The 21,760-nt window shown below is 69.0% G+C and carries 25 protein-coding genes and 1 tRNA gene; 8 read left to right on the top strand and 18 right to left on the bottom strand.

Annotated features, from left to right (window positions below):
- Positions 1-198: 198 nt before the first annotated feature.
- On the bottom strand, positions 199-645 hold the full coding sequence (locus tag AXK60_RS06765; protein ID WP_068570320.1) for a hypothetical protein: 447 nt from the start codon (positions 643-645) through the stop codon (positions 199-201).
- 194 nt (positions 646-839) lie between these two features.
- Between AXK60_RS06765 and AXK60_RS25660 the strand changes: the two genes are divergently transcribed.
- The 5 genes from AXK60_RS25660 to AXK60_RS06740 all read left to right on the top strand — a co-directional run bounded on the left by AXK60_RS25660 (position 840) and on the right by AXK60_RS06740 (position 3,256).
- The gene (locus AXK60_RS25660) at positions 840-1,373 is read left to right on the top strand and encodes a DUF309 domain-containing protein (RefSeq protein WP_082777865.1); all 534 of its coding nucleotides are present in this window, start codon (positions 840-842) and stop codon (positions 1,371-1,373) included.
- Positions 1,374-1,521: 148 nt separating this feature from the next.
- On the top strand, positions 1,522-2,058 hold the full coding sequence (locus AXK60_RS06755; RefSeq protein ID WP_139057787.1) for a DUF5994 family protein: 537 nt from the start codon (positions 1,522-1,524) through the stop codon (positions 2,056-2,058).
- Positions 2,055-2,363 carry a hypothetical protein gene (locus tag AXK60_RS06750; protein ID WP_139057786.1) on the top strand — a complete coding sequence of 103 codons (309 nt, stop codon included), beginning with the start codon at positions 2,055-2,057 and terminating at the stop codon, positions 2,361-2,363. Before AXK60_RS06755 ends, AXK60_RS06750 begins: the two co-directional genes overlap by 4 nt.
- On the top strand, positions 2,360-2,791 hold the full coding sequence (locus tag AXK60_RS06745; protein ID WP_238600383.1) for a DUF5994 family protein: 432 nt from the start codon (positions 2,360-2,362) through the stop codon (positions 2,789-2,791). Before AXK60_RS06750 ends, AXK60_RS06745 begins: the two co-directional genes overlap by 4 nt.
- A gap of 117 nt (positions 2,792-2,908) precedes the next feature.
- Entirely contained in the window at positions 2,909-3,256 is a 348-nt protein-coding gene (locus AXK60_RS06740) for a DUF5994 family protein (protein WP_068570299.1), read from the top strand.
- Between the two features lie 200 nt (positions 3,257-3,456).
- Here AXK60_RS06740 and AXK60_RS06735 read toward each other — a convergent pair whose 3' ends face one another.
- Positions 3,457-3,666 carry a cold-shock protein gene (locus AXK60_RS06735; RefSeq protein WP_068570298.1) on the bottom strand — a complete coding sequence of 70 codons (210 nt, stop codon included), beginning with the start codon at positions 3,664-3,666 and terminating at the stop codon, positions 3,457-3,459.
- A gap of 945 nt (positions 3,667-4,611) precedes the next feature.
- On the opposite strand from AXK60_RS06735, the gene AXK60_RS06730 reads away from it, so the two are divergent.
- Entirely contained in the window at positions 4,612-4,899 is a 288-nt protein-coding gene (locus tag AXK60_RS06730; protein ID WP_068570297.1) for a hypothetical protein, read from the top strand.
- Here AXK60_RS06730 and AXK60_RS06725 read toward each other — a convergent pair.
- The 4 genes from AXK60_RS06725 to AXK60_RS06710 all read right to left on the bottom strand — a co-directional run bounded on the left by AXK60_RS06725 (position 4,883) and on the right by AXK60_RS06710 (position 8,305).
- Positions 4,883-6,064, bottom strand: a complete 1,182-nt coding sequence (locus AXK60_RS06725; RefSeq protein WP_068570296.1) for a site-specific integrase — start codon at positions 6,062-6,064, stop codon at positions 4,883-4,885. The genes AXK60_RS06730 and AXK60_RS06725 overlap by 17 nt on opposite strands.
- Before the next feature lie 151 nt (positions 6,065-6,215).
- Positions 6,216-6,300: transfer RNA gene (locus AXK60_RS06720), tRNA-Ser, on the bottom strand.
- A 39-nt stretch (positions 6,301-6,339) separates the two neighbouring features.
- Positions 6,340-7,515: a thiolase family protein gene (locus AXK60_RS06715; RefSeq protein ID WP_068570295.1), complete on the bottom strand. Its 1,176-nt coding sequence runs from the start codon at positions 7,513-7,515 to the stop codon at positions 6,340-6,342.
- A 31-nt stretch (positions 7,516-7,546) separates the two neighbouring features.
- The gene (locus tag AXK60_RS06710; RefSeq protein WP_068570294.1) at positions 7,547-8,305 is read right to left on the bottom strand and encodes a 3-hydroxyacyl-CoA dehydrogenase; all 759 of its coding nucleotides are present in this window, start codon (positions 8,303-8,305) and stop codon (positions 7,547-7,549) included.
- A gap of 213 nt (positions 8,306-8,518) precedes the next feature.
- On the opposite strand from AXK60_RS06710, the gene AXK60_RS06705 reads away from it, so the two are divergent.
- Together AXK60_RS06705 and AXK60_RS06700 are read left to right on the top strand one after the other, a co-directional pair.
- Entirely contained in the window at positions 8,519-8,884 is a 366-nt protein-coding gene (locus AXK60_RS06705; protein ID WP_068570293.1) for a RidA family protein, read from the top strand.
- 83 nt (positions 8,885-8,967) lie between these two features.
- Positions 8,968-9,519: a MarR family winged helix-turn-helix transcriptional regulator gene (locus AXK60_RS06700; RefSeq protein ID WP_068570292.1), complete on the top strand. Its 552-nt coding sequence runs from the start codon at positions 8,968-8,970 to the stop codon at positions 9,517-9,519.
- 66 nt (positions 9,520-9,585) lie between these two features.
- Here AXK60_RS06700 and AXK60_RS06695 read toward each other — a convergent pair whose 3' ends face one another.
- From AXK60_RS06695 to AXK60_RS06640, 12 genes are all read right to left on the bottom strand, one after another.
- Entirely contained in the window at positions 9,586-10,614 is a 1,029-nt protein-coding gene (locus AXK60_RS06695) for a Rieske 2Fe-2S domain-containing protein (RefSeq protein ID WP_068570291.1), read from the bottom strand.
- A 1-nt stretch (position 10,615) separates the two neighbouring features.
- A complete protein-coding gene (locus AXK60_RS06690) occupies positions 10,616-10,849 on the bottom strand; it encodes a recombinase-like helix-turn-helix domain-containing protein (RefSeq protein WP_068570319.1) in 234 nt (77 codons plus the stop codon).
- A 37-nt stretch (positions 10,850-10,886) separates the two neighbouring features.
- Positions 10,887-11,843 carry a PDR/VanB family oxidoreductase gene (locus AXK60_RS06685; RefSeq protein ID WP_068570290.1) on the bottom strand — a complete coding sequence of 319 codons (957 nt, stop codon included), beginning with the start codon at positions 11,841-11,843 and terminating at the stop codon, positions 10,887-10,889.
- A gap of 139 nt (positions 11,844-11,982) precedes the next feature.
- Positions 11,983-13,143, bottom strand: a complete 1,161-nt coding sequence (locus AXK60_RS06680; RefSeq protein WP_068570289.1) for an FAD-dependent monooxygenase — start codon at positions 13,141-13,143, stop codon at positions 11,983-11,985.
- Between the two features lies 1 nt (position 13,144).
- The gene (locus AXK60_RS06675; RefSeq protein WP_068570288.1) at positions 13,145-14,779 is read right to left on the bottom strand and encodes a thiamine pyrophosphate-binding protein; all 1,635 of its coding nucleotides are present in this window, start codon (positions 14,777-14,779) and stop codon (positions 13,145-13,147) included.
- 13 nt (positions 14,780-14,792) lie between these two features.
- On the bottom strand, positions 14,793-15,575 hold the full coding sequence (locus AXK60_RS06670; protein WP_068570287.1) for an SDR family oxidoreductase: 783 nt from the start codon (positions 15,573-15,575) through the stop codon (positions 14,793-14,795).
- 31 nt (positions 15,576-15,606) lie between these two features.
- The gene (locus tag AXK60_RS06665; RefSeq protein WP_068570286.1) at positions 15,607-16,377 is read right to left on the bottom strand and encodes a 3-oxoacyl-ACP reductase family protein; all 771 of its coding nucleotides are present in this window, start codon (positions 16,375-16,377) and stop codon (positions 15,607-15,609) included.
- Positions 16,377-16,901: a cupin domain-containing protein gene (locus AXK60_RS06660; RefSeq protein ID WP_068570285.1), complete on the bottom strand. Its 525-nt coding sequence runs from the start codon at positions 16,899-16,901 to the stop codon at positions 16,377-16,379. Before AXK60_RS06660 ends, AXK60_RS06665 begins: the two co-directional genes overlap by 1 nt.
- Positions 16,902-16,932: 31 nt before the next feature.
- Entirely contained in the window at positions 16,933-17,664 is a 732-nt protein-coding gene (locus AXK60_RS06655) for an alpha/beta fold hydrolase (protein WP_068570318.1), read from the bottom strand.
- Between the two features lie 41 nt (positions 17,665-17,705).
- Complete coding sequence (locus AXK60_RS06650; RefSeq protein ID WP_068570284.1) at positions 17,706-18,641, bottom strand: VOC family protein; 936 nt, start codon at positions 18,639-18,641, stop codon at positions 17,706-17,708.
- A 69-nt stretch (positions 18,642-18,710) separates the two neighbouring features.
- Positions 18,711-20,219, bottom strand: a complete 1,509-nt coding sequence (locus tag AXK60_RS06645; RefSeq protein WP_068570283.1) for an aldehyde dehydrogenase — start codon at positions 20,217-20,219, stop codon at positions 18,711-18,713.
- Positions 20,216-21,586: an MFS transporter gene (locus tag AXK60_RS06640; RefSeq protein WP_068570282.1), complete on the bottom strand. Its 1,371-nt coding sequence runs from the start codon at positions 21,584-21,586 to the stop codon at positions 20,216-20,218. Before AXK60_RS06640 ends, AXK60_RS06645 begins: the two co-directional genes overlap by 4 nt.
- Between the last annotated feature and the right edge of the window lie 174 nt (positions 21,587-21,760).

Genomic DNA, 21,760 nt, shown 5'->3' with positions numbered 1-21,760 from the left:
ACCGTAGAGACGAGTATGCGTGCCGGGAGCGAGTGTTGATGATCAGGTCGTTCTCGAGTTCGGCTAAGGCGTTGAGGAACAGGGTGCTCAGCGTTCTGATCGCTGAAGCGGTGGCAGGGTCGACGTTGTCTAGGTCGAGCGCGCTGGCGATCTGGGTGTTGAATTTCCTTGTCACTGGTGGCAGGTCGGCGCGGTACGTCATGGGGTGCGGTGCGGCTTGTCGGCTTCGACGAGGACGTCGGACAGGGTGCCGCCGGATTCGACCGAGTGCAGGACCTTCCGCCAGATCGCGCTGATCTCGCTGCGCGGAACATCCGTCGCCAGCAGGATCACCGGGTGTGTGTCACTGTCGACGACCTCGGTCCGCGAGTGACGTGCACGCCTCACCGTGCGACGTGCGAGGACGTCGCCGCGCACGTCTGGTTGCTTGTTGTCGGCGGCTGGGTAGAAGAGTAGGTCCCACTCGGCGAGGAGGTCTCCGAGCACGAACCGTGCGTCTTGTTCCTGGATGCCGGCGACGATGCTCTCTGCAGGAGCGGTATGCCCGGGCCGGGAGCGACGATAGTCACGCATATGCCCGTAGAGGCGGCTTCGTGGAAGCTCTTCAAGTGCGTGGGAGTGGGGAGTACTGCGAGTAGTGGGCATCTCGGCCACCTGACTGACCATACGGTGGTCGTCGTCTCACCGGAGACGCTGAACAGAAACCTGTCAGATATGGATCCGGCTATCCCCTACTGTACGCCCTCGCCACAGCCAAGAGAGGTCCTGCGAGACCGAGACCGCACAGGAGCGATGCACGCTATCGACGAGCTCCGCTGTGTTGCGGCACGATAGAGCCCGTGAGTAGTTCAGGTGGTCGGGAGCGCGATCGCGACTCCGATGGACGGGCACGAAATGCCCGCCCACGCGATCGTCTCGGTCGTCCCCTCCCCATCGGGCGCGTCGGGATCGACCGTGTACCCGACGACTTGGACCTTCCGCCGGAGGTTGCGTTGTGCTGGGCGCAAGACTCGCTGAACCGCGGGTACGCCTTCACCGCGCACGAGGTCCTCGAGAGTGCGTGGAAGAGCCGCCCAGGCGAGGAGAGCCAGCTCTGGCAAGGGCTCGCGCAACTCGCGGTCGGCATCACCCATGTACAGCGGCGTAATCCGAAGGGAGCGATCGTCTTGCTCGAACGTGCGGCAGTTCGGATCGGGCACAGCCGCAGCGCCGCCCCTCACCGCATCGACTCGACCGGCCTTGTCCGATACGCCGAGGAGCTCATGGATCTGCTGCGGCGCGAGGTGGAGCCGACGCCAGGTCGGCTAGTCCCTCGCCTCACTCACGCACAAGCCGGAGAGGCAACCGGCGAACCGCGCTCCAACGGGCACTGAATCCTGTTCGTCGGACGAACGATAAGACTCGCCGGTGCCCGACATGTCGATCACAGGCGTACGCTTAAGAGGAGTTGATTTCCCACCGGGATCCGCTTGGTGCTCTCGACTTGCTCAGCGGAATTCTGTTCCGGATCGGAGCGTCCTCATGACGCATCCACTTCACCTATTGCCCCTCGAATCGGCGCGGTTCGAACTGAAACCGCTCGGATCGATCGTCGGCGCGGTCGACGGCGTCTGGTGGCCGCGATCACGCAACCTGCGCGACGAGCTGCTGCAGGTCTACCCTCTCCTCCGCGATCGGGTCTGCCATCTCGAGAGAGTGTGTTACCGCTACTCGAACTGGGACTCAGTCCCTCGCAAGGTATCGATCGACGGCGACATCGTTCGGCTAGACGGCTACACCACCCAGGAACTCGACACAGTCCGGTTCGTCGGCATCCGAACGTCATTGGTATTTGCTCTGATCCCTCCCGGCACCGAGCCCGAGGTCGCGGAGCTGGCATCCATGCTCGCGATGACCGGCGCGGTGACCCAATCCGCGCACGCACTCAACGAGGAAGCCGCCGACACCACTGCCAGGATTCATCAACGTCAGGTCGCTGAACGCGTGTGGGACGACGAGGGCGGTCACGCCCCACCGCCTTCCCGAACCGCCATGCGGCCCGCTGAGGTGACGCCATGAACGCCCCACTGCGCATGTCTATGGATCCCATCACGACGTACCGCAACCTCGATGGCTCCGTCGAACGGTGGTGGTCCGCCCGCACGCTCACGCACCGGCAAGTCACCATCGAGACCACGATCAAGACCCTCAACAACAGTGCTGGCGAGATCTCTGCCGCTGACGTCGAGCTACTGGTCACCGACCAGAAGTCACCGCGCCGAATCGGGATCCCAGTGGCGGTACTCGACAGCGTCATCGCTGCCCTGACCACCGCGCGGGACGACGCGCGGACCGTCATGTCCACGGACGCGGGCACCGAGTGAGTTCACGCGCTCACCCCGGGCCCGAGGCTCTGCGCCGGCTCCTCGATCGGGGGCCAGCTCGGGACGGAGTCCCGACGCCGATACCGGGCCGAGTGCTCCTGCCGCCCCGCTCCTCGCTCGCCCGCGGGATCGATGGAGTGTGGTGGCCTCGCAGCCGTGACCTCCAGACAGAGCTCCCCACCGTCCTCCCATCCGTCGGCTTGAAACTGCAGACCCTCGAGTGCATCCACTTCAGCCCTGCGGACTGGACCACCCGAGTCCGACAGCTTCCAGCACGCGACGGCACCGTCATCGAGACCCGTCACCTCGTCACCGCGGGCCTGGTGGTCTTCACCGGCCCCCGGGTCGCGGTGATCTACGCACTCATCGCTCCCGACGCCTCGACATCGACAGCAGAAGAGATCGCCGCGCGTCACCTCCCCGCTTGAGCGCGCCCACTTCATTACACCTCACTAGAAGATGAAGCGGTGTCGTCAATGCCCATCGGATCCCACCGACAGTCGACGCTCACACCGGCGTTGAACTCTCCTCACGCGAAGCATCGGTTGGACACCGGCACCGAGCGCGTGCGCCTGGACCTCGACGAAGAGCTAACAGCGGGCCTGTGGTGGCCCCGCTCGACCGACTACGCCGCTGAGATCCACGACCTCGCATACAGCTGCGGGCTGGCACTCGGACAGCGCGTCGAGCGAATCACATTCGCATGGAACCACGAGACCATCGAGCGCCTTCGGACGATGAGACTCAGTGGCCTCCTGCTCGGCGACCCAGGGGATGGTCAGCCGCGTGAGGAGATGCACGTGTACGTGGACGGCGGGCACATAGTTCGGCTCACCGTTGTGCCACCGGCAGCCCACGGTGTCGGCAGCCACGCCGCGACGGGGTCAGAGTGACCACACTTCATGCGCTATGGGCCGTCGCAGACGAAACTGGCCCCCGCCGATAGGCGGAGGCCAGTTCCCCGGTAGGCCGAAGATCAGCCGTTAGGGGTAGAGCTTCGTTCCCTGCTCACCGCGAAGGAAGAAGTCGTCTACGGAGCGTCGCACCTTGCCCCACCAGGTGGTGGGCTCACCGCGATCAGCGCCGCCATCGGTCACGGCAGGACCTGGACCGCGACCGCCTGCGGCCCTCGGTCACCCGCCTCCGTGTCGTAGGAGACGCGGTTGTTCTCCTCGAGGTTGCGGAAGCCCCCGTTGGCCACGATGCCCGTGAAGTGGACGAACAGGTCCTTGCCACCGTCGTCGGGGGTGATGAAGCCGAATCCCTTGTCGCTGTTGAACCATTTGACAGTACCTTGAGCCATGGAGATCTCCTGAGAAAGTGAATTGGCAGGGCGAACGATTTCGCGCCTGGGCCTGCGGAGTTCTACGAAGTCGAAGTACTGACATACAGGATTTCGATGACTACCTGCCGCGTGAAGTTCTCGCGAGCGTATCACCAAGAAAGTCAACCGGTTTCACAGTAGCACACATCGCTATGCCGAGGACGGTGGGGCTCAGAAGTAGGCTCCATTCATAGGCGCTCAATCCCGGGCAACCTCCGCCACCCGCGCTCCTCGTTCATCCGCTCAATCCCTGCTTCGAGTTCGCGCCGCTGGATCGCCACACGGATGCGCGCCTTCTCCGCGTCGCTCACGATCGCGGAGTCGCTGCACGCGACACCCAGCCAGACCACGCCGCGTGGTCGCCCGGACCTATCAGGCGCACAGAGTTGCTCGCGGCGATGTCCCACCGCCCGCTGAACAAGTGCCGCTGGACATCGCCCGTCAGCATGCATCCGCTCGGCGGCAGCCTTCGCCCCCGGACCTCACGCGGAACATGGGGTTGTCGACCAAACAGACCCTCCAGAGGACATACCTGCCCAGGATTCGAGTCATTCACACGGCGTCGACCGGCGGCTGCGGTGTGGACTCGGGGTCTGCCTGCTCGACATCGGCTCCATCGGCCGGCCGCGCGAGCAGCGTCATCTCCGCGATGTTCGTGTCGAACGCAACAACGACGAACGGCGGCAGCGCATTGGTGTGACGCGTCTAGGCCTCGTGGCCGAGAATCGTGCCCTCCGGGTTGTGCACAGGGCAGAGCGCCTTGAACGCGGCGCCGGCTTCGACGGCGGACTCTAGGTTCGATAGCCGAAGGTTCGCCTTGACATCTGCCTACTTGGACTCGTAGCCGTGGGAGTCGTTGACTGCGCCACGCCCCACGCGGATCGCCCGCGGTGGTAGCGCCGACGACCCTCTGCGCTGGGTCGGGTGGACGCGCCGCAACCCAGCGCCATCACCCCGGCGATGACGATCTCGGCCACGAGCAGCGACGCCGACATGGACCAGCTTCTGCTCGGGTTCACGAGGCACAAGAGCGGCGACCTCGATGCGCTGCGTACCGCTGCCGTCACCCTCCGCGACACGCTGCGGCAGGTCCACCTCGCCTCTGCCGACCCGAGCCGCTGGACCCGACCGTCCGGGTGCGGCATCCGCCACCGCGGTGGTGTCGCGCCCCGATCGTCGCGTCAGCGGAACGGCGTCAGGTCTCATGGCTAAGCAGTGCGGCAGTATCCGTGAGCGCAGCACCCGGCGTGTGCACATAGGTGCGCATCGCCAGCACGCCACCATCGGCATGCCCGAGCCACGCAGCGATCATCGGCACCGGCGCACCCCGCAGAGCCAGCAACGAAGCAGCCGTGTGCCTCGACGCATGCAGCCGGCGGTGCGGCAGGTTGGCGTCCTCCAAACTCTTCTTCCACCACGCGTTCAAGGTTCTCGGCGAGAGCGGCGCTCCGAGGTCCAGCGCGAACAAGTACGGATCGTCGCCGCCCTCCCACCGCTCCCCGAGTCTTCCGCGGTTGGCCTGCATGTCCGCGTGCGCACGGCAGAGAATAGGCAGGAGGTGCGGAGGGATCGGGAGTGTGCGCGACGAGGAGGCGGTCTTTGCGTCGTCCTGCTCGATGACGCGCCCCGTGACCGCGACCCGGGTGGCGGCGACCGTGAACGTGGGATTCTCCGAAGAAAGGTCGACAGCGCTCCAGCGCAGCCCGCTGAGTTCCCCGCGGCGGAGCCCGAGCAATGCCAGGTGCACGAACGGTTCACGTCGTCGGGCGTAACTGTCCACGCCGTCGCTGTGCGCCTTGATCAGCAGCTCCACCTCAGCCTCCGAGAGGCTGTCATCGACCTTCATCGCGGGCTCACCACTCGGCTTGCGCAGCGGCTCCACCAATGCCACGACGTTCCGCGCGACGACTCCCTCCGCATGCAGGTCGGCCCAGACCCTCCGCCACCGAGCGAGCATCGGATTGATCGAGGTGCGCCTCCACAATCCGCGGTCGCCCGCGCCGGTGCGGAGATCGGTGACGAGTCGCTCGACATCCGCCTTCGAGAGCTTCTGCACCTTCGTGTTGCCGTACGCGGCGACCACGGGTGCCAAGGAGAACTTGTACGCGGCGGCCGTGCTGGGCTTCGTGCGCACCTCCTTCGCAGCGAGCCAGGCTTCGACCGCCTCGCTCACCGTCAGGTCGCTGGGCGCAGTGTGGGTTCCGGCCGCGAGCTCCGCCGTCGTCTTCGCGTGCCACGCTTTCGCCTCGTCGAGCGACCGGAACCGCTTCCGGTGCTGGAGTCGCTTCCCACCGGGAAGAGTGGCGTTGATCCGCGCCTCGTATCGGGATCCACGCGGACCGTCGATGCGCGTGATGTAGCTGGGTAGTCGAGCCATGTGTACATCCCATCGGTGATTTCTATGATCACCAGCCAGCCGGGACGACACGCCGAAACTAGCGCCGAGAATTCCTTCGGCGATAGTGGCAAGGAGTGGCAAGTTTCGAAGGTCCCGATGCCGTGTCAGCACCGGGACCCTGCTTTACCTGCGGAAGCGGAGGGATTTGAACCCCCGGTGGTTTCACCCACGCTCGCTTTCAAGGCGAGTGCATTCGGCCGCTCTGCCACGCTTCCCTGCGCCGTACGATACCGGACCCGCCGGCGCACGATCGCTCAGAGACGCTCGATGATCGTTCCGTTCGCCATGCCGTTGCCCTCGCACATCGTCTGCAGGCCGTAGCGGCCGCCGGTGGCCTCCAGGTGATTGACCAGCGTCGTCAGCAGGCGGGTACCTGAGCCGCCGAGCGGGTGGCCCAGCGCGATGGCGCCGCCACGCGGGTTCAGGCGCGCAGGGTCGACGTCGAACTCAGCGGCCCAGGCCATCGGCACGGAGGCGAAGGCCTCGTTCACCTCGAAGGCGTCGATGTCGTCGATCCGCAGACCGGCGCGGGCGAGCACCTTGTGCGTCGCGGGGATCGGTCCGCTGAGCATGACCTCGGGGTCGGAGCCGACCGCGGAGAAGGCGTGGAACCGCGCCCGCGGCCGCAGGCCCAGGGCCGCTGCCTTGTCCGCGCTCATGATCAGCGCGGCGGAGGCACCGTCGGTGAGCGGCGACGAGTTGCCGGGCGTGATCGACCAGTCGATCTCCGGGTACTGCTCCGCGAACCGGGGATCGGCGAAGGCCGGCTTCAGCCCGGCCAGGCTCTCGGCCGTCGTCGACGCCCGGACGGTCTCGTCGACGGTGTGCACGGCACCGTCGGGCAGCGCGACGGGGACGATCTCGGTGTCGAAGCCACCGTCGGCCTGGGTGCGCGCCGCCCGGCGGTGCGACTCGGCCGCGAAGACGTCGAGCGCCTCACGGTCGAATTTGCCACGCGCGGCGAGCAGTTCGGCACCGATGCCCTGGTGCGGCAGGCTCGGGAAGCGTGCCGCGAGCGGCGCGAACGGCGCGCCGCCAACGGGGCTGGTCCCCATGGGCACGCGGCTCATCGACTCGACACCGCCGGCGATCACCACGTCGTAGGCGCCGGCGATCACGCCCTGCGCCGCGAAATGCGCCGCCTGCTGCGAGGATCCGCACTGGCGGTCGATGGTGGTGCCGGGCACCTCGATCGGCAGGCCCGCGGCCAGAGCCGAGACCCGGGCGATGTTCAGGGCCTGATCCCCCACTTGCTGAACGCATCCGCCGATGACGTCCTCCACGAGGGCGGGGTCGAGGTCGTTGCGCTCGATGAGGGCGGAGATGACGCCCGCGAACAGGTCGACGGGGTGTACGGGATGCAGTGCCCCGCCGGGCTTCCCCTTCCCGGACGGGGTGCGGACGATGTCGACGATGACGGCGTCGGTCATGGCTGTGTTCCTTACGATTCGGGGTGGCTGGTCAGCGCGGGGCCATGCGGATGGCGCCGTCGAGGCGAATGGTCTCGCCGTTGAGCATCGGGTTGCCCACGACGGCGGCGACGAGATCCGCGTACTCCGACGGGTCGCCGAGCCGCGCGGGGTGCGGCACCTGCGCGCCGAGCGAGGCGCGGGCCTCCTCCGGCAGAGTGCCCAACAGCGGCGTGAGGAACAGGCCCGGCGCGATGGTGACGACACGGATCGCGACGGAAGCCAGGTCACGGGCGATCGGCAGGGTCATGCCCACGACGCCGCCCTTGGACGCGGAGTAGGCGGCCTGCCCGATCTGGCCGTCGAAGGCCGCGACCGACGCGGTGTTGACGATGACGCCTCGTTCCTCGCCGTCGAGATCGTTTCCGGCGATCGCGGTGGCGGCCAGGCGGATCACGTTGAACGTGCCGATCAGGTTGACCGAGATCACCTTCGAGAAGGCGTCCATTGGGAACGGGCCCTTCTTGCCGGTGGTCTTGATCGCGTTGCCGATGCCGGCGCAGTTCACGACGACCGCGAGCGTGCCCTCGTCGTTCGCGAGGTCGACCGCCGCCTGCACCGCGGCCTCGTCGGTGACGTCCGCGGGCACGAAGCGGACCGCGTCGCCGAGCGCGGTGAGCGCCGCGGTGTCCGCGGCCGGGAGGTCGACGGCGACCACCCGGGCGCCGCCCGCGACGAGCCGGGTGACCGTCGCGAGGCCCAGCCCCGATGCGCCACCGGTCACGAGCGCGGACTTGTTCTGCAGGTTCATCGAGCACGTCCTTCTGCGGTGTCACCAAGTGACAGAATGATCATTAACTTGTAACACATCGACGATGCCCCGGTCCAGCTCCGTCTCCGTTTCCGAGCCCGCATACGCGAACTCCACGCCGCTCGCCGCCGGATGACCTCGCGCATATAGTTCACATATCAACTACTAAGCGCTAAACTTTAGAGGTCAGCCCCCGACCGAAAGCTGAGAACCATGTCGTTCGCCTCCCCCGCATCCCACCCGTACAGCCCCGCCGTCGCCACCGGCAACCTCGCGTTCGTCTCGGGCGCGCTCTCCGTCGACCCCGAGGGAAACGCGGTCGAGGGCCGCACCGAGGCCCTCGACGCGGCGATCGACCGCATGACGGAGCGGCTCGCGACCGTGGGCGGGCAGCTCTCGGACGTCGTGAAGCTCACGTACTACGTCACCGACCTGACCCTCCGCGACGATGCGAACGCCCAGTTCGAGCGGATCTTCGCCGAGCCCCGTCCCGCCCGGACCTTCCTCGCCGTCGCCGGACTGCCGTACGGCGCCTCCGTGGAGATCGACGCGATCGCCGCGCTGCCGCAGCGCCCCTGAGGCCCCGCGGCCCGGTCCGGAATCCTGCGGGATCGAGATGCTGGTATTGATATGGCATACACGCCGGACACAGGAGGCAGGGAATGGGACGAGCAGGATCGGGCCGTCGGGATCAACGTCCGTCCGACGCCGTCGACCAGGCGACGGAGCAATGGCACGAGACGTGGCCCGACCTCGACGTCTCCCCCCTCCAGGTGTTCGGCAGGCTGCACCGCTCGTACGTGCGGTACGCGGCCAGCCTCACCGACCTGTTCGCCCGGCATGACATCAACATCGCCTCCTTCGACGTCCTGACGGCGCTCCGCCGCTCGGGCGCGCCGTACCGGATGACCTCCCGCGATCTCGCGGAGTCGTCGCTGGTCAGTACCGGCGGCGTCACCCTGCGCGTCGACCGCCTCGAGGCGGCGGGCCTCGTCACCCGCGAGCGCGACGTCGACGACCGGCGGGTGGTCTACGTCCGCCTCACCGATGCGGGACTCGACAAGATCCACACGGTGGCCCGCGAACACTTCGCCAACGAGGCGGACATGCTCGCCGGACTCGAGGCCGACGAGCGATCCGAACTGGGGTCACTGCTCTCACGCCTGGAGACATCGATCGTCACCGCGAAGGCCCCCGGGCCCGATCCGGCCTGATCGCCCGCACGACGCCGAAACGGGCGGTGGCGCGGAACCGCACCACCGCCCGTTCACGTCCGGGTCTCAGCCGAGCAGCGCCTTGGCCTGCGCCTGCGCCTTCCCCTTGAACAACCTCCGCAGCCGGACGATGCCCAAGTCGTGCTGGTAGAGATTCTCCGCCGCGTCGGCGTCGGCCGCCATGCCCTCCAGCATCACGCGGTCCTGTTCGAGCACCACCCAGTGGTCGTCCTCGAGCTTGGTCCGGTACAGGAACCGCCACACGTCGCGCTCCCAGCCCTCCACCTTGCGGTAGCGCCAGAAGAAGACCGCCGTCCGGTTCTCGTCGATCGGGGTGCCCATCCCGACGATGCCGAACACACCGCCCGGTCCCGCGGACGCCGGGTAGGGGATCGACAGGTTCACCCAATCGCCCCCGGTGAAGCTGTACTCGACCCAGTCGAAGTTCTTGCCGATCTGGTCGGTCTTCTCGAAGAAGAAGCCGCGGTCGGTCTCGCGGATACGGAACCGGGCCGAGGACTCACCCTCGGACATCGAGTGCGAATCGTTGTGCAAGTAGGCGCCGTGCATCGGGTCGAGCAGGTTCTCGAGAGTGAAGCGCCACGGCGCGTCCCACTCGGCGTAGCAGAGGAAGCTCGAGATCTCGGGATCCTCGAGGGGCTCGGGCAGCCCGAACTCCACGGGCTCGGAGTCCCTGGAGCCGGCGAAGAACGCCATGACCGCGCCGCCGATCTCACGGACCGGCAGGCTGGTGACCAGCTCCTGCCCCTCGAGCGGGCAGCCCGGCATGCCGGGGACGGCGACGACGGTGCCGCTGCCGTCCACCTGGACCCCGTGGTACTTGCACTGCACTCGGTCGCCCAGGTGCATGCCCTGCGACAGCGGTGCGCCGCGATGCGGGCACCGGTCGGCGAGCATCCGGACGGTGCCGTCGGACAGGCGGAAGAGCAGCCAGTCCTGACCCCAGCGGGTGATCCGGCGCATGCCACCGGTCTCGACGAAGTCCGACGGGCAGATCGCGTACCACTGGTCGCGCAGACCCGTGGCCAGGATCCGCTCGGCGTCGAGCCCCTGCTGCTTGTAGTAGTTGGCCATCTCAGGCTCCCTTCACACTCATCTCGTGGGTGAACGTCTCGGTGGTCCACGGCTTACCGTCAGGGGCGTGGATGCCCACATCGTTGAGGCCCTCCACGAGGCCCAGCAGGTCGTGCGTCCCGGTCGCGAAGACCGCCCGGATCGCGTTGGCGAGCTTGTCGTCGTAGGGCGTCAGGGGACCGCGGCGGGTCTGGTTGGGGACCAGGTACGCGGGTTCGGCGGTGCGGGTTGTCATCGTCACTCCATCGGTTTGGCTGGGGCTGTTTCGCGGGTCAGATGTCGAGCACGAGCTCGTCGGACAGGGCGCGGGAGACGCAGAGCATCATGGTTTCGCCGGTCTCCTGTTCGTCGGCCGACAGGATCGAGTCGCGGTGGTCGGGTTGGCCGCAGAGCACGCGCGTCTCGCAGCTCCCGCAGATGCCGTCCCGGCACGAGTTGGGCACGTCGATGCCCACGCCCTCGAGCGCGTCCATGATCGAGACGCCGGGGGCGACCGTCACCGCGATCTCCGAGCGCTCGGCGACCACTCGGAATTCGGTGTCCGAGGACGATTCCCCGGCCTCGCGCGGCACGGACTTGAACCGCTCGAGCTGGATGCATCCGCTCGGCCAGGCCGCACCGGCCTCCTCCACCGCTGCGAGCAGCGGCTCCGGGCCGCAGGCGTACACGAGAGTGTCCGGCCGTGCGGTGCCCATGATCGAGGGCAGGTCGAGGATGCCCTCGGCGTCCTGGGGCACGAGGTGCACACGGTCGCCGTACCCGGCGAGCTCCCCCAGGAACGACATCGAATCCAGGCTGCGCCCGCCGTAGTGCAGCTCCCAGCGCGCGCCACGGCGCTCGGCCTCGGCCACCATCGCCAGGATCGGCGTGATGCCGATGCCGCCGGCGAGGAACACGTACTCGGGCGAGTCGATCAGGTCGAAGTTGTTCCGCGGGCCCGCGGTCGGCAGGAGGTCACCCGGGCGCAGGCGCTCGTGGACGTAGCGCGATCCGCCGTGCCCGGCCTCCTCCTTGAGCACCGCGACCCGGTACCGGGTCTTGTCCGTGGGGTCGCCGCACAGCGAGTACTGCCGGATCAGGCCGGACCCGAGGTGCACGTCGATGTGGGCCCCCGGCGCCCACTCGGGCAACGACTCGCCCGCCGGGTGCTCGAGCACCAGCGAGACGACGTTGTCGGACTCCCAGCGCAACTGGCGGACGCGGAGCTGAAGGGCGTCAGCTACTGACATGGTCGTGATCCTTCGAGATGGTGAGTGTGAGCGGTGGCTGGCCGCGGCGACAATGTGACTTTGCTCTCAATAGTTTAGCGCTAAGTTATTAAGAAGGGAACACCTTCCGGAGAATCGGTCCCGTCCGGCGTCCCCGCGCTCAGGCGACGGTGCCGGGCACCGTCGTGGGAACGGACCAGGCGTCGTACCCGTAGACCCAGTCGCCGGAGCCCTCGGACTTGAGCCAATCGTTCCCCCGCGAACCGATCTGGATGCGCGCCGTGCGCGGGCGCCGCTCGGCCTCGTAGGCCCGGACGGCGTCCGCCGCCCCTGCATGGGCGGCGAGCATCCTGCTCAGCACCACCGCGTCCTCGATCGCCTGACCGGCGCCCTGCGCCATGAAGGGCATCATCGGATGGCATGCGTCGCCCAGTAGGACCGCGCGGCCCGCCGACCATTCGGACAGTGGGTCGCGCACGTACAGAGCGGATTTGAGGGTCTCGTCGCAGCCCTCGAGGAGGGCTCGGGCCTCCGGGTGGAAGCCCTCGTACAGCGCACGCAACTCGTCGACGCTGCCCGGCGTGGTCCACGACTCCTCGGTCCACTCCTCCTGCCCGACGGTGGCGAAGACGAAGATCTCCTCGCCGCGGGTCAGCGGGAAGGTGACGATCTGGGTCGAACGGTCCGGCCCCCACCATTTGGTGAACGAGTCGAGGTTCGGAACGCCCGTCAGGCGCGAGGCGGGGACCACGGAGCGGAAGGCGACCACGCCGGTGAAGGTCGGACGCTCCGCGCCGAACATCGCCGTCCGCACCCGCGAATGGATGCCGTCGGCGCCGATCACCAGGTCCGCTTCCTCCGACGAGCCGTCCGCAAAACGGAGAACGGCACCGTCGGAGTCGGTTGCGCCCCCCGGATCGACCGACTCGATCCGGCTACCGAAGCGTACCGTCGCCGCGGGTAGGCGGTCCTCGAGCGCGGAGATCAGATCGCCGCGGTGGAGGGTGAGCTGCGGCGCACCGTAACGGATCTCCGCGTCCTCACCCATCGCGATCCGCGAGGTCTCCACGCCGGTGTCCCAGGTCCGGCTGATCCGGTACCGGGGGCGCGCGGCGTTCTCGCGCAGCCGTTCGCCCAGCCCGCCGCCGAGCCCGTCGAGGGCGCGCACGGCGTTCGGGGTGAGGTTGATGTCCGCGCCGACGCGGGCGAACCGCGAGGCCTGCTCGTGGACGACGACATCGATCCCCTGCGCGCGCAGCGCGATCGCGGCGGTCAGGCCGCCGATGCCGCCGCCGACGACGGCGACGGTGCTCGCCCCCACCTCACGCCTCCTCGGCGTCGGGCACCGATACCGGCGGCGTGAACGGTGCCGGCATCTCCCCGTAGCTCGCCAGGTCGACCTCGACGATCACCGGGCGGCGCAGGTCGACGGCCTCACGCAGGATCGGGCCGGCCTGCTCGGACGTGGCGATGCACCGGTACTCGAGACCGAGCGCGGCGCTCAGCATCTCGAACGACGGGGTCGCCAAGTCCACCGCGTAGGTGCTCTGTCCGAGGCCCTGCTGCATGTTCCGCAGAACGCCGTAGCCGCGGTCGTTGAAGACCACCAGCACGAGCCAGGGCTGCTCCTGCGCCATCGTCATCAACTCGCCGAAGTGCACGGCCAGGCCCCCGTCACCGACCATGCCGACGGTGGGGCGGGTCTCGTCGGCGAGCGCCGCGCCGATCGCCATCCCGAGGCCCTGGCCGATACCGCCGCCGCGCGGGAAGATGTTCGAGCGCGGATCGTACATGGGCAGAAGGCGATTGCCCCACGAGCTGGAGGCGATGGTGACATCACGGGCGACCACGGCGTCCCGCGGGACGGACGCGCGGATCGCATCGGCGAGGAGCGCGTGCGGGCCGAGCCCGGCGCGCTGGCGCGCACGGACCTCGTCGCGGGTGCTGCGCGCGCGCTCCGTCCACGCGGGGTCCGCGGCTCCCAGGCCGGCGGCCGTCAGCGCGGTCAGCACGGCGGCCGCATCACCTACCACTCCGGTCGCCGGGTAGACGCGGCCGATCGCGGCCTCGTCGAGGTCGACCTGCACATGGACCGTCGGCACGGGCATCGCGTAGTCACCGGTCTCGTTGGAGCGGAAATGCGTTCCAATGCTGAGCAACACGTCAGCATCGGCGAGCAGCTCGCGGCCGAGCGGCGAGTTGCCGTAGTTGCCGATGCAGAGCTCGTGATCCTCAGGGACCGCGCCGCGCCCGGAGTTGCTGGTCAGTAGAGCCGCACCCCAGCTCTCGACGAGTCCGGCGAGCTCGGCGCCGGCCCGGGCCACGCCGCCACCCGCCCAGATCACCGGCCGGCGGGCGCCGCGCAGCGCCTCGACGGCCCCTGCGATCGCGGCGTCCGACGGTGCCGTGCCCGCCTCCGGCTCGGGCGCGGCGGCGGGCTCCACCACCTGCGCCGAGTACTGCAGGTCGATCGGCCACTCGATGCTGACGGGGCCGCCCGGCCGCTCGAGCGCGCGCGCCACACCGGCCCGGAGCACCTTGCCCGCGCCGTCCGCGTCGACGATCGTCTCGGCGTGATGCGAGACCGCGGTCAGCATCCCCAGCTGATCCTTCGTCTCGTGGATGAAGCCGCGGCCGGAACCGAGGTACCGGCTCTCGATGTTGCCGGTCACGTGCAGCACCGACGTACCGGAGCTCAGCGACTCGATCAGCGCCCCGGCGGCGTTCCCCGCGCCGGTGCCGGTGCTGGTCAGCGCACAGCCCAGGCCGCCGGTCGCGCGGGCGTAGCCGTCCGCGGCGTTGACCGCCGAGGCCTCGTGCCGGACCGGCACGAACCGCAGGTCCCGGCTGACGGCCTGGACCAGCGGCTGGTTGTGGACGCTGACCACGCCGAAGACCGTGTCGACGCCGGCCTCTCGAAGCACCTGCACCAGCAGGTCGCCACCGTTGCTCTTCATGGTTCTCTTCTCCTCAGACATAGCGGGCGACGCCTCCGTCGACCTCGACGGTGGTTCCGGTCACATAGGCAGCGACCGGGGACAGCAGTAGGGCGATGACGGGAGCCACCTCGTGCGCGTGGCCGAAGCGGCCGAGGCCGATGCCCCGGTCCGCGGCGATGTCGGCCTCCCAGGCGGCGAAGCTCCGGGCGTCGCCGCTCTCCTCGTACCGGCGGCGCCACTGCCCGGTGTCCACCAGGCCGAGCGCCACCGAGTTCACCCGGATGCCGTCGGACGCGAACTCCAGCGACATCGACTTGCTCAGGTTGAGCAGTCCCGCGCGGGCGGCGCTCGTGGTGACCAGCCTCGGCTCCGGCTGCCGGGCGAGCACCGCGTTGATGTTGACGATCGACGCCGACGACGACGCCTTGAGCAGGGGCAGCGCAGCCTCGACCGGGTTCAGCACGCCGGCGAACTTGAGATCGAGTTCGTCGCGCCAGTCGTCCATCGTCACCTGGTCACGGGGCTTCATCCGGGATCCGCCCGCGTTGTTCACCAGCCCGTCGAGGCCGCCGAACCGGTCGGCGCCACCGTCGATCACGGCCCGGACCGCGGCGCCGTCGCGCACGTCGCACGCCGCCGTGAACAGCCGGTCGCGCCCCGGGGCACCGTCGAAGACGGCGTCCAGGCGCCCGAGGTCCCGGGCGCAGGTGGCGACGTTCGCGCCCTCGGCCAGAAGGAGCCGGACGGTGGCGTGCCCGATCCCGGAGCTGCCCCCGGTGACCAGGTAGGTACGTCCTTGCAGTTGAAGATCCACGGTCGGTCCTTGATCGTGTCGATGGGTCGGATCAGTGGAAGACGAAGCCGCCGTCGACGACGAGCTCCTGCCCCGTGATGTACGAGGCCTCATCGCCGAGCAGGAACGCGACGGCCCCCACCAGGTCGGCGGGCTGCTGGTCGCGCGTGAGCGCGCGGTTCGCCCGGTACAGGTCGTGCCGGTGCGCGGGCACCATGGCGGCCGATTCGGACTCGGTCAGGCCGGGCGAGACCGTGTTGACGGTGATCCCGTGCGGACCGAGGTCGCGAGCCATCGCCCGTGTCAGTGCTGCGACGCCGCCCTTGGAGGTGACGTAGTGGCACAGCCGGCCGGAACCGTAGAGCGCCGCGTCCGAGCCGATGGTGACGATCCGGCCGCCGGCCTCGAGCATCGCGGGGATCACTGCACGACTGACCAGGAAGGTCCCGCGCAGGTTCACCCCGAGCACCCGGTCCCATTCCGCGACCGCGAGCTCGTGCACCGCCTTGCCGCCGACGCCGTCGGCGAGGGCCGCGTTGTTGACCAGGCCGTACAGCGGGCCGTCCGCGGAGACCACGGCCGCCATCGCGGCGACGGATTCCTCGTCCCGCAGGTCCACCTCGAGGAACCGGGCGTCCGCACCGTCGGTCCGCAGCGCCTCGGCCGCGGCTTCGCCCCAGTCCGCACGGACATCGGCGAGCCACAGCCGGGCGCCGGCCTCCGCGAGGCGGTGGGCGATCGCGAGGCCGAGGCCGCGCCCCGCGCCGGTGACCAGGACGGTCCGCCCGGCGAGGGAGCCCCGTTCGGTTGCCTTGTCCGCCATCAGTTCCGGCTGACCCCGTGCATGACCGAGGTCTCCGGGTAGGTCGGGATCTGCGGCTTCTGCGTGCCGATGATGACGCAGAACAGGGCGTCGGTGTCGCCGATGTTCTTGAGGCTGCGCGGCACGCCGGCGGGTACCACGATCATGTCGCGGTAGCCGAGCACGCGCTTGACGACCTCGCCGTCGCGGTGCACGCCGACCTCGACCTCGCCCTCGAGGACGAAGAACGCCTCCTCCACGTCGTGGTGGGTGTGCTCGGGGCCCTCGCCGCCGGGGGGCAGCAGCATGTTCGAGAAGGTGAAGCCGCGGGAGGCGATGCTGCGGCCGTCGCCGTCGTGGTTGCCGGTGGCGCCGGAGCCGACGTAGCGGATCTGGGCGCGGCGGAACTGCGGTCCGGCCTGCTCCTGGAAGGAGAGGGTGTCCCAGTCCTCGTAGCGGCTGGCCTTGGTGAGGATGAGTGAATCGGCGTACTCCGCGAGATCGTTCTCGAGGTAGTCCTGGGGGGCTGCGGGCGAGTGCGACATGTTCTTTCTCCTGTGTCTGTTGGGGTGGTGGTCAACGGGTGAGCAGTAGCTCGGTGATCTGCACGAACGACTCGGTCCAGGCGTTGAACGCCTCGGGCTGTTCCTGATTCGCGAGATGCCCGGCACCGCGGACGGTCACGAACACACCGTCGGGGATGCCGCCGGCCAGCGCCTGGCTGGCATCCCGGCCGGTGATCCGGTCCTCGTCGCCGCACAGGACCAGAGTGGGTGTCGCGACCCCGGCGAGGGCCTCGGTGTGATCGGTGGCCGCCATCGACTCGGCCGCGTAGCCGTAGCCGGGCAACCGGATCGACGCCGCCATCAGGTCGGCTGCCGCACTCACGGCGTCGTCGTCGGCACCGGGGGCGAGCAGCCGGGGCGCGCGCGCCGCGGCGAACGCCGGGGCGCCGTGCGCACCGAGCTCGTCCGCCCGAGCGCGCATCGCGGCCGCCGACTCGGGCGACGTGCCCGATCCGACTGTGGAATCGCCGAGGATCAGGCTGCGCACCAGGTCCGGGTGCCGCAACGCCAGCCGGACGGCGATCACGCCGCCCCAGGACATACCGAGCACGTGCGCCCCGTCGGCGCACCGGCTCCGGATCACGTCGGCCGCCGCGTCGGCGTAGTCGTCGAGGTCGAGCGGCTCCGCGGGGTCGTCGCTACGGGCGTATCCCGGTGCGTCCCACGCCAACAGGTGCAGCCCGCCGATCCCCGCGAACTGGCCCGCGAAGGTCTCGGACGAGCCCCCGATCCCGTGCAACATGAGCAGCGCGGGCCCGGTCCCGGCCTCCTGCACGTACACGGTCACGACGACACCGCGGCGCCGACGGCGGCCGGCCGCGCGGGGCCGGGATCCGGGACGCCGGCCATGTGGCTGCGGACCTGCTTCGACGGCGGGCCGGCGGTGCCCCAGAGGTCGGAGAGCTCCGGCACGCGACGCCAGACGCGGCACAGCCAGGCGTCCTCGTCGACCTGCGCGATGCCCGAGGTGTACTCGCACACCAGCCCGGCCGGATCGGCGAAGTACGAGAAGGTGTTGTCGCCGGGACCGTGCTTGCCCGGACCCCACAGCGGCGTGATGCCGTGGTGCCGAAGGCGTCCGATGCCGCGCATGAAGTGGTCGACGGTGGGCATCTGGTAGGCGATGTGGTTCACCGCGGTCCACTCGGCCTGGTTGAACGCGATGCTGTGATGATCGGCATTGCAGCGCAGGAAGGCCATCTGGTGCTCGGACCAGTCCGAGACCCGCATGCCGAGCACGTCGGTGTAGAAGGCCACGGCCGCATCGATGTCCACCGTGTTGAGCACCACGTGCGTCACGCCCACCGGGACGGCGTCGCCGGTCTCGATCTTCGTGACGGCGTAGGTGTCGGCGGAGATCTCGACGACCCGGCCCTCGGGATCGGCGAAGCGCAGGCCGTAGCCGCCGCCGACCTGCTCGAGCGGTCCTGGCCCGGCGATCGGTCCGATCCCCCTGGACTCCAGCCTGCGGGCGGCCTCGTCGACCTCCGCCGGGGTGGCCACGGCGAAGGAGATGCGGCCCAGGCCGTTCTGCGGCGCGTCGCTGAGCTGGAGCACGTGGTGCTGCATGCCGGTGCCCCGCAACCACGCCTGGGCGCCGTCCCGCTCGACGACCTTCAGGCCCCAGACGTTCTCGTAGAAGTCCGTGGAGTCGGTCACCGTCGGCACGCGGAGCTCCACGGAGCGGAGCGCGCGGATGCGAGCGATGGGTGGATTCATTTCTCTGCTGTCCTTCCGTACCTGCTGGGTATCGAGATCGCCGCGGATGTCGGTGCGGCGCTCATGGATTCACCGGGGGATCGCCCACGGATTCGGCTCCGGGTCCATGCCCAGGTAGATGCTCTTCTGGCGGGAGTACGCGGCGATCCCCGCGCGCCCCTTCTCCACCCCCAGGCCACTCTCCTTCACACCGCCGAAGGGCGTGGAGATGCTGAACTGCTTGTAGGTGTTGATCCACACCGTGCCGGCCTGCAGCCGGCGGGCGAGCCGCAGGGCGCGGCGGTAGTCGCGGGTCCAGATGCCGGACGCCAGACCGAAGACCGAGTCGTTGGCCTGCGCCAGCAGGTCCTCCTCCCCGTCGAAGGGCAGCGCGACGAGGACCGGGCCGAAGATCTCCTCCTGGCACACGCGGGCGTCGTTGGCCAGTCCGTCGATCACCGTCGGCAGGTAGTACGAGCCGTCGGCGAGTGCTGGATCATCGGGTCGCTCACCGCCGCAGAGGATCCTGCCGCCCTCCTCGCGGGCGAGGTCGACGTAGCCGGCGACGTCGTCGCGGTGCTTCGCGTGCACCAGCGGCCCGACCTGGGTCCGCGGATCCGAGCCGGGACCGAGCCGCAGTGCGCGGGCGCCCTCGACGACGCGGGCGAGCACCTCGTCGTAGCGGCTCCGGTCGATGAACAGTCGGGAGCCGGCGATGCAGCTCTGCCCGCTGGAGGAGAAGATCCCGTACAGGATCCCGTTCACGGTGAGGTCGATGTCGGCGTCGTCGAGCACGATGGTCGGCGATTTTCCGCCCAGTTCGAGCGAGACCGGCATCAGCTTCTCCGCGGCCTGGTGCGCGATCCGCCGGCCGGTGGTCGTGCCGCCCGTGAAGGTCACCTTGCCGATGCCCGGATGCCGGACGATCGCGTCGCCCACCACCGAACCCTTGCCCGGGAGCACCGACAGCAGGCCCGCGGGCAGGCCGGACTCGTCGATGATCCGGGCCAGCCGCATCGAGACCAGCGGGGTCCACTCCGCGGGCTTGAGCACGACGGCGTTGCCCGCCGCGAGGGCGGGGGCGATCTTCTGCGCATCGCTCGCGATCGGCGAGTTCCACGGCGCGATCGCGCCGACCACGCCGATCGGCTCGTAGACGCTCATCGTGAGGTAGTCGCCCCGCGGTGCGGTGAGATCGGCGTCGCCGCTCTCGAGGACCGCGGCGAAGTAGCGGAAGGTACCCGCCGCGCTGCCCACCAGTGCTCGCGTCTCATGTATCGACTTGCCGGTGTTCGCGGTCTGCAGGGCCGCGAGCTCATCGAGGTGCAGCTCGATGGCGTCGGCGATCCGGGCCAGGTACCGGGCGCGCTGGTGCGGCTGCAGGCCGCGCCACTCCTGGTCCTCGGCGGCCCGTCGGCCGGCCTCGACGGCGATGTCGACGTCGTCGGCGGTGGCCTGGGTGATGGTCTGCAGCGCCCGGCCGGTGGCGGGGTCGACGACCTCGAACACGGGGCCCGTGCCGCGGCGCCACACGCCGCCCACGCCGATCTCGTCGGTCACCGGTACGAACGGCGTCGCCGTGGTCACAGGGGCGTTCATCGGTTGATCTCCTCGAGGGTGCGTTCCTTGGTCTCGATCCCGAACGTCGCGACCACCAGGCAGCCGACGACCGCCACGAGTCCGAAGGTGGTGAACAGCCAGGACAGTGAGTCGTTGCTCGCGGTGAGCACCCAACCGACGACCAGCGGGCCGAAGATGATGCCGAGGCGGCCGGCGGCCCCACCGAAGGCGCACCCCTGGGCGCGGATCCGGGTCGGGTAGAGCTCGGCGGTGTAGACGTAGAGCGCCATGTTCACGGCGAAGATGAACAGTGCGGTGCCCGCGGCCCACAGCACCACCTGGCCGGCCGAGCCGGTACCGAATCCGGCGAGCAGGAACAGCGTCAGGGCGGCGAATCCGAGCGAGGCGGAGATGCAGAGCCTGCGGCCCAGGCGGTCGATGAGGAACGCCACGGTGAGGCAACCGACCAGGCCGGTGAGGCTGGTCAGCACGCTGTAGTGCAGCGCGGTCTTCTCCCCCACCTTGAAGATGCGGGTGAACAGCACCGGCAACCACGAGGCGATGCCGTAGTTGACGAAGTAGGCGGTGAGCCACGCCGTGGCGACCATCGCGGTGCGGCGGCGGTAACGAACGCTGAAGAGTTCGACGAACGAGCTGCGCACGGTGACCTCGGCCGGCGGGTTCCGGTCGTAGTCGGGCAGCGTTCCGAACTGCTTGGTGACCTCCGACTCGATCTTCTCCAGGGTGCGGGTGGCGTCGTCGAGCCGGCCGCGCGAGGCCAGCCAGCGCGGCGACTCCTGCAGTCGGAACAGCGACGGGACCAGGAGGATGGGCAAGGCGCCCAGGGCGAAGAGCCAGCGGTAGCCGTGCGCCGGCACCATCCACGACGCGACCAGCGCCGAGCACACCAGGCCGATCGGGAACACCGTCTCGTAGAGCAGGACGAAGCGGCCGCGGCCGTGCGCCTTCGTGATCTCGCCGATGTAGCTGGCGGCCACCGGGACCTCGGCGCCGAGCCCCAGCCCCTGCAGGAATCGGAAGATCACGAACAGCTCGAGGCTGTGCGTCAGGCCCATGCCGAGGCTGAGGACCGAGTAGACCACGAGCGAGACGATGATCACGTTGATCCGGCCGTAGCGGTCGGCGAACCATCCGCCGAGAAGCGCGCCCACCAGCATGCCGATGCCGCCCACGGCGATCATCCAGGCGATCGATGACGAGGTCAGATGCCACTGCTTGGCGATCTGGGGCATCGAGTAGGCGATCATCAGTTGGTCGAACCCGTCGAAGAAGGTGACGGCGCCGGCGATGACTCTCGCCTTGATGTGCCATCGGCTGATCGGCAACCGCTCCATCCGTGCGCCGATCACCTCGGCGGACAGAGCAGGTGTGACGGAGGTACTCATTCTGAAGGGGCTCCCTTGGGCTGGGTGGAGCTGCAGTCGAGATTTGCTAAGTGCTCAACTATTTACCCCTAAGATGTGACCGCAGTCACAGTGCTGCGGTCAAGTGGGTCGCGAGAATTCGACAATCAGTACCGGAATTGCGCCAACGGCGATACGGACGCGATCACGGGACCA

It is taken from the genome of Tsukamurella pseudospumae, from assembly GCF_001575195.1.
GTDB lineage: Bacteria > Actinomycetota > Actinomycetes > Mycobacteriales > Mycobacteriaceae > Tsukamurella > Tsukamurella pseudospumae.
The sequence above is the reverse complement of the archived record's forward strand: the minus strand, read 5'-3'. Positions and strand labels throughout refer to the sequence as shown.

Coding starts and splice junctions, on each gene's coding strand:
- AXK60_RS06765 (WP_068570320.1), bottom strand. CDS start 645: ATGCCCACTACTCGCAGTACTCCCCACTCCCACGCACTTGAAGAGCTT.
- AXK60_RS06755 (WP_139057787.1), top strand. CDS start 1,522: ATGACGCATCCACTTCACCTATTGCCCCTCGAATCGGCGCGGTTCGAA.
- AXK60_RS06750 (WP_139057786.1), top strand. CDS start 2,055: ATGAACGCCCCACTGCGCATGTCTATGGATCCCATCACGACGTACCGC.
- AXK60_RS06735 (WP_068570298.1), bottom strand. CDS start 3,666: ATGGCTCAAGGTACTGTCAAATGGTTCAACAGCGACAAGGGATTCGGC.
- AXK60_RS06725 (WP_068570296.1), bottom strand. CDS start 6,064: ATGGCTCGACTACCCAGCTACATCACGCGCATCGACGGTCCGCGTGGA.
- AXK60_RS06715 (WP_068570295.1), bottom strand. CDS start 7,515: ATGACCGACGCCGTCATCGTCGACATCGTCCGCACCCCGTCCGGGAAG.
- AXK60_RS06710 (WP_068570294.1), bottom strand. CDS start 8,305: ATGAACCTGCAGAACAAGTCCGCGCTCGTGACCGGTGGCGCATCGGGG.
- AXK60_RS06705 (WP_068570293.1), top strand. CDS start 8,519: ATGTCGTTCGCCTCCCCCGCATCCCACCCGTACAGCCCCGCCGTCGCC.
- AXK60_RS06700 (WP_068570292.1), top strand. CDS start 8,968: ATGGGACGAGCAGGATCGGGCCGTCGGGATCAACGTCCGTCCGACGCC.
- AXK60_RS06695 (WP_068570291.1), bottom strand. CDS start 10,614: ATGGCCAACTACTACAAGCAGCAGGGGCTCGACGCCGAGCGGATCCTG.
- AXK60_RS06690 (WP_068570319.1), bottom strand. CDS start 10,849: ATGACAACCCGCACCGCCGAACCCGCGTACCTGGTCCCCAACCAGACC.
- AXK60_RS06685 (WP_068570290.1), bottom strand. CDS start 11,843: ATGTCAGTAGCTGACGCCCTTCAGCTCCGCGTCCGCCAGTTGCGCTGG.
- AXK60_RS06675 (WP_068570288.1), bottom strand. CDS start 14,779: ATGAAGAGCAACGGTGGCGACCTGCTGGTGCAGGTGCTTCGAGAGGCC.
- AXK60_RS06665 (WP_068570286.1), bottom strand. CDS start 16,377: ATGGCGGACAAGGCAACCGAACGGGGCTCCCTCGCCGGGCGGACCGTC.
- AXK60_RS06660 (WP_068570285.1), bottom strand. CDS start 16,901: ATGTCGCACTCGCCCGCAGCCCCCCAGGACTACCTCGAGAACGATCTC.
- AXK60_RS06655 (WP_068570318.1), bottom strand. CDS start 17,664: ATGTTGCACGGGATCGGGGGCTCGTCCGAGACCTTCGCGGGCCAGTTC.
- AXK60_RS06650 (WP_068570284.1), bottom strand. CDS start 18,641: ATGAATCCACCCATCGCTCGCATCCGCGCGCTCCGCTCCGTGGAGCTC.
- AXK60_RS06645 (WP_068570283.1), bottom strand. CDS start 20,219: ATGAACGCCCCTGTGACCACGGCGACGCCGTTCGTACCGGTGACCGAC.
- AXK60_RS06640 (WP_068570282.1), bottom strand. CDS start 21,586: ATGAGTACCTCCGTCACACCTGCTCTGTCCGCCGAGGTGATCGGCGCA.